The sequence below is a fragment of the Halomonas urumqiensis genome (genome assembly GCF_003028575.1).
In the GTDB taxonomy this organism is placed as follows: Bacteria; Pseudomonadota; Gammaproteobacteria; order Pseudomonadales; family Halomonadaceae; genus Halomonas; species Halomonas urumqiensis.
On the sequence record NZ_PYUD01000001.1, the window covers coordinates 1,302,638 to 1,314,399 of the forward strand.

The following is an 11,762-nucleotide window of genomic DNA, read 5'->3' on the forward strand; positions in this document are numbered from 1 at the left end:
GATGGAGAGGTGTTGGCTGGTTTAACGCGTTTCGTTGAGCACTGCGTCCGGGAAGTGACGACGCAGCATGCGGTTCTGGAACTCGTCGACGAAACGACTGTTGATGATGATGATAAAGCGCTCGAAGGGCGCCTGGGGGTCTTGCTGGCTGATACCGTCGACGCTGTGGTAAAGCCTGTCGTCGCGCAGATGCAGGATGTCCCCCGGTGCCAGGGTATTGTCGGTAAGTGGTTGGGTGCCGGCCTTGTCGGCATAGAGGTGATTTTCAGCCCCGGTGACGTTCTCGCGGTTCACTACCATGATGCTCAGCGCCTTGCAGCCATCGGCATGGATCCCCTGCCCCTGAAGCGGGTCGACCTGACCGTTGCCGCGTACGCCGGTGATCTGCATCAAGATGGGTTCACGGGGGCTGATACCCCACAGCTGCGCCCAGCCGCGCACGAAGGCCTTGACGTCGGGCCGCGCGAGGAACTCCTGAGTCAAAGGCTCATAGTAACGCAGGCGGTCCGCCATGCTTTCGGCATCGTTGAAGGCACCGCCCTGGGCCATCGGGCACTCGCCCATCACCTCGACGTCGCCCAATGCATTGAGCGTGAGCCAGGACATCCGCTTCCAGCGGCTGTTGACGTAGGGGTCGCGCGGCAGGTCCGCCAGAAACCCCTGCCAGGCGGCAAGGTCGATCCGCTCGCGTACGTCCGTCAGGCTCCAGTCCTGTTGGGCGAGGTCCGATACCACCCCTGGCTTCCAGTAATCGGCAAGCGGGTTGACGGGCATGGAGGTGACGTCGTAGCCGTGCTTGAGAGTGTCGAGTTTCATTGGGTCTTTCTCCTTCAGGATGGGCGGAATTGCCCTGTGGTTGACGACCGGATGGTCGGACAACATGGGTCGTGCACTATCGGCGGATGCGAAGAACGCAAAGCATCATTAATGTAACGTTTATTTACGTTATGCCGATCTTGCAGTTTAGATGGTTATTTTTCTCATGCCGTCAAGACAACAATGATGAGCATGCTTGTAGGAGATAAATGACAAAGAGGTGTAGGATGGGTATGACTGCACTTGTCATGAAGTACATCTGCGAGACCCTGGATGCTCGGTCGTGATTCTCGCCTCTGGCTATGGTTCACCAGGCAGTGGCTCAAGATTTCCAAGCAAGGTGCGGTGCCGCGGTCGGTGCCGGGCGAAGTGGAGCGCGTCCGTCGCCAGTATCTGGAGAGCGAACTGCGTTTTCGCAGCCTGCTGGAAAGTCTGCCCAAGGTGGCGGTGCAGGGGTACGACAGGAACCGTCGGGTCATCTACTGGAATGAGGCCAGCACGCGACTTTATGGCTATACCCCGGACGAAGCCCAGGGTCGGCTGCTGGAGGAGCTGATCATCCCGCCATTCATGCGCGATGGGGTCATCCAGGCGCATGGCGCCTGGATCAAGGAAGGCGTGGAAATTCCTGCCGATGAGCTCGAACTGCTGCATCGAAATGGTGAACTGGTGCCGGTGTTCTCCCACCATGTGATGCTCAACGAGCATACCGACGAACCGTTGATGTTCTGTGTCGACGTGGATCTCTCCGACCAGAAGCGTGCCCATCGTGAGCTCGATTTCGCGACTCGCTTCGATCGGCTTACCCATTTGCCCAATCGCCAGACCTTCGAAGAGCAGCTTGGCGATGCGCTCGAAGAGTGTCGGGTGCATGACAACGCGTTGGTGCTGGTGTACCTGGACCTCGACCGATTCGTCGAGATCAACGACTCGCTAGGGTACGAGCAGGGGGATCGATTGCTGGTGGAACTGGCGCGGCGCCTGAATCAGGGGCGGCGCTCCTCGGATCTGATGTCGCGGGTCTCGAGTGATGAATTCCTGCTGGCTTTTCCCGGCCTCAAGCACCCCGATGACATCCTCACCCTGGTCAAGAAGGTAGAGGAAAACATGACGGCACCCTTCCTGCTGGGAGGGCGGCGCGTCAAGGTGACCGCTTGCCTGGGTGTCAGCGTATACCCCGAGAACGGCGAATCAGCCAGTGAGCTGATCCGCAATGCCGATGTGGCCAAGAACCGAGCCAAGCTCGATGGGCGTGGTCAGGTGCTGTTCTTCAATCAGAAGCTTCATGACGAACTCGTGCATCAACATCGGCTTACTGACCGGCTCGACCAGGCAATCGAGAACCATGAGCTGTTGCTGCATTACCAGCCCCAGGTTTCCGCCTACACCGGTCGTATCGAGAATCTGGAGGCGTTGTTGCGCTGGGAGCCGCGTGATGGCCCGCCTGTATCACCGGCCGAGTTCATCCCGCTCGCCGAGCGCTCCGACCTGATCCATCGTATCAGCGACTGGGTCATCGAAGAGGCCTGCCGGCAGCGTGCCCGCTGGCGTGACGCTGGCCTCGCTCTGGAGCGCATCGATGTCAACTTCTCGGGTCGTCAGATGAACCGTCCCGATGTGTTTCAGCGCTTCGAGGAGTGCCTGCAACGCCACGGGCTCGGGCCACGCGACATTGGTATCGAGCTCACCGAGAATGTGTTGATTGACGCCAACGAGCGCATTCTGAGTGGTCTGCGTCGACTGCATGATCGCGGTTTTCGCATCGCTATCGATGACTTTGGTACGGGGTACTCCTCGCTGAACTACCTCAAGCATTTCCCGGTGACCGCCCTCAAGATCGATCGCAGCTTCGTACGTGATGCTCACAACCAGCCCAAGGATCGGGCGATCATGGAAGCCACGGTATTCATTGGTCACCGCCTTGGGCTCGAGGTGGTGGCGGAAGGCGTCGAGAACAGCGAGCAGCTCGAGTTGATCCGCGAGATGCGCTGTGATCTGGTGCAGGGTTTCTATTTCTTCCGCCCGATGGGGGCCAACGAGATCGAGCGGCTGCTCTCCGGCATGGTGGCGGGTACCAAGACGCTATCGAGCTGAGTTCGGGGCGAGTTTGGCGTAGAATGCCGCCCCCCGTCGCAGAATACTGGAAGCCAAGTGACCGATACCGACACAACCGTCTCGCTCGGGCGTACCTTATGGCGACAAACCTGGCCGATGGCGATCGGTGTGTTGTCATTGCTGGGTTTTCAGCTGGTCGACAGTGCCTTCATTTCGCGACTCGGCACCCGCCCGTTGGCCGCGCAGTCCTTTACCTTCCCGTTGTCGTTTTTGGTCATTGGCGTGCAGGTCGGCATGGGTATCGCCATCGCCGCATTGATTTCCCGTGCCCTGGGGGCTGGTGAAAACGAGCGCGCCAGGCGGCTCGGGTCGCTGGTGCTGCTGGCGGGAACCGCTACCATTGCGCTGCTGGTGGTGCTGCTGTGGTGGATCCAGACACCGGTATTTGCAAGCCTTGGAGCGGATGCCGGCACGCGTGAACTTATTCGCGCCTATTGGGCGCCACAATTGCTGGCCGCCTGGCTGGGTGCGGCGCTCTATTTCGGTTACAGCCTGTTTCGTGCCCATGGCGATACCTGGCTTCCCGGCAAGATGATGGTCGTGACGAGCCTGGTCAACCTGATGCTGGATCCACTATTGATCTTTGGTGTCGGGCCATGGGAAGGGCTCGGCCTGCCGGGTGCTGCCTGGGCGACGGCGATTGCCTTCAGTTCGGGGTTACTCCTGCTGGGACGCAGACTGGGACGCACCCACTGGCTGTCAAGCGAAGGACTGGGGGGAGAAATGGCTCGTTCGGCGCCTGTCTTCGCCGGTATCGCCGGGCCCGCCATGATCAGCCAGTTGATGCCGCCGCTTGCCGCCATGCTGGCGATCTCGGTGGTGGCCACGCTTGGCGAGAGTGCGGTTGCCGCCTGGGGGTTGGCCAGCCGCCTGGAGACCCTGTCACTGATGGTCGTTCTGGCCATGACCATGTCGCTGCCGCCTTGGCTTGGTCGCTGCTTCGGGGCCGGCGACTGGGATCAGATCCATCGGCTGATGCGCCTGGCGCTGAAGGTCGTGGTGGTCTGGCAGTTGGGGCTCGGGCTTGTCCTGGCATTGCTCGCACCATGGGTAGCGTTGGTGCTGTCCGGCAGCCCCGATGTTCGTCACGACCTTGCGCTGCTGATTCGTTTCCTGCTGCCGAGTTACGCGCCGCTCGGTGTGTGCATGCTGGTGGTGTCGGCGGGCAATGCACTTGGCTGGCCACTGCGTGCCATGCTGATGTCAGCGGCCAGGCTGTTCATGTTCTACCTTCCGAGCCTGGCGCTGGGCGTGTGGTTGGGGGGCCTCTGGGGCCTCGCTCTAGGTGCCGCTGTGGGTAATCTGCTGGCTGGTATTGCCGCCTGGCAGGTGCTGCGGCGTATTCTCGCAAGTCCCCGCCGGCGCCCGGAAATATATGCCAGGTGAATCGTCTGATTATGTCTGTTTAATCAAGAAAAAGATTTATATATATCCATAAATTCACAGTGAAAACTAAGTTTTTTGATTGAATATAGGTAAATCATCTTCGGTGCCTCTCCTACAATGCACGCTCGGTGTTCCGGCAAACCACAAGCACAAGGGGAGACTCCATGAAGGTTCTGATTCTGGGTAGCGGTGTCGTTGGCGTGACAAGTGCCTATTACCTGGCCCGCCAGGGTCATGAGGTCACGGTGGTCGACCGCCAGCCGTCCCCGGCGCTTGAAACCAGCTATGGCAACGCCGGCCAGGTCTCCTTTGGTTTTTCCTCGCCTTGGGCCGCGCCGGGCATTCCCCAGAAGGCGGTGAAGTGGATGTTTCAGGAACATGCGCCGCTGAAGATCCAACCGAAGATGGATCCCACCATGGCACGCTTCATGATGCAGATGCTCGGTAACTGTAACCCCGAGCGCTATGCCGTGAACAAGGAGCGCATGGTGCGAGTGGCCGAGCACAGCCGTGCCTGCATCAATGCCCTGCGCGAGGATACCGGTATCCGCTACGAGGATCGTCAGCGTGGCTTGTTGCAACTGTTTCGCAGCGAGGCCCAGGTGGAGGCGGTTGCCAAGGACATGAGGGTGCTCCAGCAGTGCGGTGTTCGACATTCGCTGCTCGGCGCTGATGAACTGAGCGGCGTGGAGCCCGCCCTTGGTCGAGTACCCGGCAAGTTCGTGGGCGGCCTGCACTTGCCCGACGACCAGACCGGGGACTGCTTCCTGTTCACCAACCGGCTGGCCGATTACTGTCGCGAGCAGTTGGGCGTGGAGTTCCGTTTCAACGTCGAGATCCAGCGTCTCAAGCGCAGCGCCGGGCGCATCGAAAGTGTCGTGACCAGTGAGGGAGAACTGACCGCGGATGCCTACGTGGTCTGCCTTGGCAGCTATTCGCCTTTCTTGGTCAAGGACATGGGCATTCGCCTGCCGATCTACCCGGTCAAGGGGTACAGCCTGACCGTGCCGGTCACCGACGACGGCGGGGCGCCGCAGTCCACGGTGATGGATGAAACTTTCAAGGTGGCGATCTCGCGTTTCGACGATCGCATCCGTGTCGGTGGCACCGCCGAGCTTGCGTCCTACGACCTCAGTCTGCTGGCAAAGCGTCGCGCGACCATCAGCATGGTGGTGCGTGATGTGTTTCCCGAAGGTGGCGACGTGTCGCGCGCCGAATTCTGGACGGGGCTGCGCCCGATGACCCCCGATTCCACGCCGATCATTGGGGCCACACGGGTAGAAAACCTGTGGCTGAATACCGGGCATGGCACCCTTGGCTGGACAATGAGCTGTGGCAGCGCCCAACTGCTGGCCGACCTGGTCAGCGGCAAATCACCGGCCATCGATCCGACTGGCCTGGATGTGGCACGCTACGCCGCTTGATCCGACGTCTCGCTCCAAGCAATAGGCCCCGCGATGCGGGGCCTTTGCGTTGCGGTTGTGACTGTCATTCTTGCCGGTACTCAGTCCGCCGAGCCTGGAGCGGTGGGGGCGGCCGCTTGCTGGCCAGTGCCCTGGCGCTGCTGCTGCCAGGCGAAATAGAGAAACAGCACGCCCATCACCAGGTAGCCCATCACGAAGTCCGGGGCGGCATTGAAGGCAAGCTTCGGGGCATGCATCAGGCCGACGAAGGAGAAGCCCGCGGCGACGCCGGCGAAGGCGGCGGCACGCCGGAACTGGTGATCGATCACCGACACGGTCATGGCGCCGAGCAGGATCGCCATGAACATCGCACCCTGACCCATCGGCACGATCCCGGATGAAATGCCGGTGACCGTTTCCTCGGCCGCACGGTTGAAGCGCGTCATCACGTAATTGGCGAAGTAGGGCAGCATGGCCAGCGCCACCGCGGGGTAGTAGCGGGTGTCGTTGGACTGGAAGGCGGTCGCGATCATCGACATACCGACGAACACCAGGATCGGGGCCACCACCGATACCGGAATGATGGCGGCCAGCGCGGCGATCAGACCGAACATCGTGGCGATGGCATACACGGCTCCGTTCAGGATGCTGTAGCCACGACCCGCGCCCATCCACTTGGCACCCACGGTGGCGATATACACGGTGGTCGGGAAGACGCCGCCGAACAGCGCACCGACCATGGTGCCGACACCGTCCACTGCCTGGCACTCACGCACGTCGTACTTGTCGCCGGCGGCCTCCATGGCCTCGACGTTGTTCATGGTTTCGATGGCATTGTAGAGGGTGATCGGCAGTACCACGGTCAACACCGCCAGCATGCTGGTGAACAGCAGGCCCAAGCCCTCGAACCATGCCAGATTCGGCAGCAATGGGTAGAAACCCAGATGGGTGAAGGCATCGCTGAAGCGCTCGCCGCCGGCATCGCCGATCAAATAGGCCATGGCGGTGCCGATGATGATCGCGAATAGCGAGGTGGGCAGGCGGAAGGGCATGGCGACCCGGGCCACCAGTCCAATGATGATGATCGCCAGCACCAATAGGCCGACCACCGGCATCTCGAGTGTCTTGAACAGCATCTCGCCGGCGATGAAGGTCAATGCCACACCGGCCACGGCGCCGAGCATGGCCGCACGAGGCAGGTGGTACTGCACCCAGCGCCCGATCAGGCTGATCGATGCCTCGATGGCGCCACTGATGAAGCAGGCGGCCACTGCCACCTTCCAGGCCAGCTCAGGATCGCCGGTCAACTGCTTGGCGGGCAGCAGCACGCCGAACAGGAACACGAACATCACCGGGGTCGAGATCCCGTAGGAGAGCGCGGTGACATCGGCGCGGTTCTCCTTGCGTGCCAGACGAGCCGCGCTCCAGGCGTAGTAGAAATTGCCGATCATCACCGCCACGGCGGCACCGGGCAGTACCTGACCGAAGACGATCGACGCAGGGAAGTCCATGCCGAGCATGGTGATGGCGATGATGACAAAGTTGGCGATATTGTTCTGGAACAGCGCGAAGAAGGCATCGGTATCCTCCTTCTTGTACCAGGGATAGTGCACGCGAGAGTCGACAGGGGATGCCGCCATGGTGAGCCTCTTTATGTTGGGTTGATTGTGTACAAGGCGACGACAGTCTGTAATCAGTTGACTGGTTGGTCAAGTAGCCTTTGGGCGTGGTTCATGCCATGCAAAAGGCCCCGCGATGCGGGGCCTTCTGGTGTGACGGCTGACAGCAGGGTGATGCGCTGTCAGTTCACCGCGGCGATGGCCTTGGCCAGGTACGGCAGGTTCTCCTGGGAGAAGCCGGCGACGTTGGCACGGCCGGAGCGCACCATGTAGATGCCGAACTCGTCACGCAGGCGATCGACCTGATCAGGTGTCAGGCCGGTGTAGGAGAACATGCCGCGCTGTTCGGCAACGCAGGCGTATTTCTGGTCGAGTCCATAGGGCTTGAGGGAGTCGACGAAGTCACGACGCAGCGTGTTGATCCGGTCGCGCATTTCGGTCAGTTCTTCGCGCCACACGGCGGCAAGCTCGGCGGAGTGAAGAATCTCGCTGACGATGGCGCCACCATGGGCGGGTGGGTTGGAGTAGTTCTCGCGGGCGACGATGGCCACCTGAGAGCGTACGTTCTCCATCTGCTCCTGATCCTTGGCGACCATGATCAAGCAGCCGGTGCGCTCGCAGTAGATGCCGAAATTCTTCGAGCAGGAGCTGGTGATGATCACCTCATCGAGGTTCTCGGCCAGCAGGCGCACGCCGAAGGCATCCTCGTCGAGGCCCTCACCGAAGCCCTGGTAGGCGAAGTCGATCAGCGGCAGAAGGCTGCGCTCGCGGAGCACTTCGAGCACGGTTTTCCACTGCTCGCGGGAGAGATCGAAGCCAGTCGGGTTGTGACAGCAGGCGTGAAGCACCACGACATCGCCTTCGGGGATCTGCTTTAGCGCGCCCAGCATGCCGTCGAAATCGAGGCGGTTCTCGGCATCCACGTAGGGATACTTGTGCAGCTCGATACCGGCGGCGGTGAAGATACCGTGATGGTTGGGCCAGGTCGGGTCGCTGACCCAGATGCCCTTGCCCGGCAGGTGCTTGGCGACGAAGTCGGCCGCCAGGCGCAGGGCGCCGGTGCCACCGGGGGATTGGGTGGCGCTGGCGCGTTTGGCCTCGAGCAGCGGCGAGCCCTCACCCAGCACCATGGGCAACACCGCGTCGGCGTAGGCCGGCGCACCGTGCGAGCCGATGTAGGTCTTGGTGGTTTCGTTCTTGAGCAGCAGGGCCTCGGCTTGCTTTACGGCGCGCATCACAGGCGTGTTGCCCTGGTCGTCCTTGTAGACGCCGACGCCAAGATCGACCTTCTGGGGGTTGGTGTCCTTCTTGAAGGCTTCGATCAGACCGAGGATGGCATCCCCGGGAACCCGCTCAATATGTTCGAACATTTACGTCGCTACCTCGTCGGTTCTGGCGGCAAGAATGAAATCGTTCTTGTGCAGGCCCTTGATCTTGTGTGACCACCAGGTCACGGTGACTTTTCCCCATTCGGTCAGCAGGGCCGGGTGATGATCCGCCTCCTCGGCGATGTCGCCGACGCGCTGCGTAAAGGCCAACGCCTGCTTGAAGTCGGGAAAGGTGAAGGCCCGCTCCAGTTGCATGATGCCATCGCGCTCGACGATCTGCCACTCGGGTATCTGCTTGCGGTACGCTGAGATCTCCTCCTCGGTGACCCGTGGAGCATCGATCTTGCAGGCTTCGCAAGCGTGTTGAGAAAGCTCGCTCATGTTGCCTCCTTGTCGTAAAGAGTGTCGTGGTCAATCACTGCATGTGTGACAAGAAAGGTCGTGCAGGGTGTCGTCATCGTCAAGCGTTCAGGAGACTCCATGCCGCTAGATTCAACGCTGCCCCTCTGGCTCAAGCTGGTCTTTACCCTCTGGGTCCTCGTCTGGGCGCCCACCTACTGGTGGCTGCTGGGCCCGCAGAACTATCTTTGGCTGTGCAATATGGCGCACTTTTTGATCCTGGCCGGGCTCTGGAGCGATAGCCGCTGGCTGCTCTCCATGCAGTGGCTGGCGGTGGCGCTGGTGGGCACGCTGTGGGGAGTCGATGTGGGCGTTGCCTGGCTGACGGGATTTCATCCCATCGGCGGTACCGAGTACATGTTCGACCCTGCCCACCCTCTGCTGACTCGGCTGATGTCGCTGTACCACCTTTTCCTGCCGTTGGTGGCGGGGTTCGCGGTATGGCGGCTCGGTTATGAACGTCGCTCGCTCTATCCGCAGGTACTGCTGACCTGGGTGATGATCATTGCAAGCTATGTGATCAGCGATGTCGAGCGCAACGTCAACTGGGTACATGGCCCCTTCGGCATGCATCAGGAACTGCTGCCGCCGCTGGTCTATCTGGGGGCCTTGATGGTGGCCTGGCCAATGGTGATTCTGCTGCCCGTGCATCTGCTGATGCGCCTTGCCCAGCGCCGGGGATGGTGGCCAGGCTGACGCTTACGCCGAGAGTCCATGCTGCGCTGCCCAGTCACGCACCTCGGCGTAGGGGTAGTGGGCAAGGCTTGCGAAACCGGCCAGCTGGCGCGCTTTGAGGCGGGTCAGGCGCGGGGTGGCGATGCCGCACAAAAAGCGCGCCAGAAGATCCGGCGTGACAGGGCCGGCGGAAGCATCGCCAGCCAGGCGGGCGAGCAATTCGCCGAGCAGGTCTGCGATGGGTTGCGTGGAAAGCGGTGGCAATTCCGGCGGCGAGGGTAGCGTCGCCACCTGGCCGCGGCAGGCCGAGCAGTGTCCGCAGCGCGTGGGTGCCTGGGTATCGCCGAACCACTCGGCGAGGCGATGGGTCAGGCAGGTATCGGCCTCGAACAGTGCCAGCATGGCGGCAAGCCGCTCCACTTCGGCCGTTTCCTTGCCGCGAAAGTAGTCATGCAGCGTCTCGGTCAGGCGTTTGCCATCGAAGTCGGGCTGGGTCACCCGGTAGACCTCGGTCATCTGCTTGCTCTCGAGTGTCATCCAACCCTTGTCGACGAAGTAGTCCAGCGCGGTGATCACCCGGCCGCGCGAGGTATCCAGGCCGCGTTCCTGGCCGATGCGCGCAAGGCTCTCGAAATCCAGCGTCTGCCAGGTGCGGGCGCGTGGCGAAGCATCCAGTATTGCCTGTACGAAGGCTTGCCGCTCGCCGTTGAAGCGCGCGACCAGTGTCTCGGCGGGATCATGCAGGCGAAATCGGTAGTCGGCGAAATAGCTGTAGCGCGGCGCTATGATGCCATTAAGCTCCAACTGAACCAGCAGCGTCTTGAGGGGTAGCGGACGAATGTCGCAGTGCTGTGAGAGCCGCGTGAGCACGAGCTCCCACTCCTGGCGGGCATCCTGGGCGGCGCTTTCGCGCAGTTCATCAAGGACCTGGGCAATGCCGTGGCGCTCGGGCGTATCGCCATAGACGAAATTCTCCAGTACGTTCAGGTGGTCGCGCCCGGCCAGCATCAGGCATTCGGATGCCTTGCCATCACGCCCGGCTCGGCCGATCTCCTGACAGTAGTTCTCGATGGATTTCGGCAGGTCGAAGTGGATGACATGGCGAATGTCGGCCTTGTCGATGCCCATGCCGAAGGCGATGGTGGCAACGATGCACGGGGTCTCGCCGGCCATGAACGCCTGCTGGAGGGTGTCGCGGGTGTCGCTTGAGAGCCCCGCGTGGTAGGCCGCGGCGGGCAGGCCCGCCTTGGCGAGGTAGGCCGCCAGGCGCTCGGCGGTCTGCTGCAGGGTCACGTAGATGATGGTTGGGGCAAGCGATTCGTCTTGTTGGCGTTCACGTAGCCAGTGGACGAGCTTGCGAGGCCTGTGGTCGGCAGCCACCGGCGCGATGTCGAGGTCGAGGTTATCGCGATAGAAGCCCGTTGCGGTGACATCCCGCTGGTCGATGGCGAAGCGCTGGCACATGTCGGCGACCACCTTCGGCGTTGCCGTGGCTGTCAGCAGCAGCACCTGGGGGATGCCCAGTTCGTCGCGGGTGGCGGGCAATTTCAGGTAATCGGGGCGGAAATTGTGGCCCCACTCCGAGATGCAGTGGGCCTCGTCGACCACCAGCAGCGAGATCGGCACGCGCTGGATGAAGGCGCGAAAACGCTCGTTCTTGAGCCGCTCCACCGAGACCATCAGGATGCGGATATCTCCACTGGCAACACCCTCCATCACCTGCGAAGCTGTCTCGCGGCTCTGGCTTGAGTCGAGGCTGGCGGCGGCGATGCCATGGCGATCAAGGAATGCCAACTGGTCCTGCATCAATGCCAGTAACGGCGAGATCACCAGCGTCAGATGTGGCAGGTGCAACGCCGGCAACTGGTAGCACATGGACTTGCCGGCCCCGGTGGGGAAGATCGCTGCCGCCGAGCGCCCAGCGACGATGGCCTCGATCACCGGTCGCTGGCCATGGCGGAAGGTCGGGTAGCCGAATACGTCCTGCAAGGTCTTGTCGATGGTGGGCATGCTGACGATCC

At 61.7% G+C, this 11,762-nt stretch carries 9 protein-coding genes; 4 read left to right on the plus strand and 5 right to left on the minus strand.

Annotated elements, in window-relative coordinates; all coding sequences use genetic code 11:
• Positions 1–21: 21 nt before the first annotated feature.
• Positions 22–816 carry a 2OG-Fe dioxygenase family protein gene (locus tag C6V82_RS05605; RefSeq protein WP_102588815.1) on the minus strand — a complete coding sequence of 265 codons (795 nt, stop codon included), beginning with the start codon at positions 814–816 and terminating at the stop codon, positions 22–24.
• Positions 817–1,089: 273 nt separating this feature from the next.
• Here C6V82_RS05605 and C6V82_RS05610 point away from each other — a divergent pair, with 273 nt between their 5' ends.
• The 3 genes from C6V82_RS05610 (at position 1,090) to C6V82_RS05620 (ending at position 5,741) form a co-directional block, all read left to right on the plus strand.
• Complete coding sequence (locus C6V82_RS05610; RefSeq protein WP_102588816.1) at positions 1,090–2,910, plus strand: putative bifunctional diguanylate cyclase/phosphodiesterase; 1,821 nt, start codon at positions 1,090–1,092, stop codon at positions 2,908–2,910.
• 117 nt (positions 2,911–3,027) lie between these two features.
• A complete protein-coding gene (locus C6V82_RS05615) occupies positions 3,028–4,317 on the plus strand; it encodes an MATE family efflux transporter (protein ID WP_102588882.1) in 1,290 nt (429 codons plus the stop codon).
• 164 nt (positions 4,318–4,481) lie between these two features.
• Positions 4,482–5,741: a D-amino acid dehydrogenase gene (locus C6V82_RS05620; RefSeq protein WP_102588817.1), complete on the plus strand. Its 1,260-nt coding sequence runs from the start codon at positions 4,482–4,484 to the stop codon at positions 5,739–5,741.
• A gap of 80 nt (positions 5,742–5,821) precedes the next feature.
• Here the strand turns inward: C6V82_RS05620 and C6V82_RS05625 are convergent, their stop codons facing one another.
• From C6V82_RS05625 to C6V82_RS05635, 3 genes are all read right to left on the minus strand, one after another.
• Positions 5,822–7,360 (minus strand): uracil permease, encoded by a 1,539-nt coding sequence (locus tag C6V82_RS05625; RefSeq protein WP_102588818.1) that lies wholly within the window; start codon positions 7,358–7,360, stop codon positions 5,822–5,824.
• Positions 7,361–7,521: 161 nt separating this feature from the next.
• Entirely contained in the window at positions 7,522–8,709 is a 1,188-nt protein-coding gene (locus tag C6V82_RS05630; protein WP_102588819.1) for an amino acid aminotransferase, read from the minus strand.
• Positions 8,710–9,048, minus strand: coding sequence for a 4a-hydroxytetrahydrobiopterin dehydratase (locus C6V82_RS05635; RefSeq protein WP_102588820.1), 339 nt, complete (start codon positions 9,046–9,048; stop codon positions 8,710–8,712).
• Positions 9,049–9,147: 99 nt separating this feature from the next.
• On the opposite strand from C6V82_RS05635, the gene C6V82_RS05640 reads away from it, so the two are divergent.
• Positions 9,148–9,762, plus strand: coding sequence for a hypothetical protein (locus tag C6V82_RS05640; protein WP_102588821.1), 615 nt, complete (start codon positions 9,148–9,150; stop codon positions 9,760–9,762).
• A gap of 3 nt (positions 9,763–9,765) precedes the next feature.
• On the opposite strand, the gene C6V82_RS05645 is transcribed toward C6V82_RS05640, so the two are convergent.
• On the minus strand, positions 9,766–11,751 hold the full coding sequence (locus tag C6V82_RS05645; RefSeq protein WP_102588822.1) for a RecQ family ATP-dependent DNA helicase: 1,986 nt from the start codon (positions 11,749–11,751) through the stop codon (positions 9,766–9,768).
• Between the last annotated feature and the right edge of the window lie 11 nt (positions 11,752–11,762).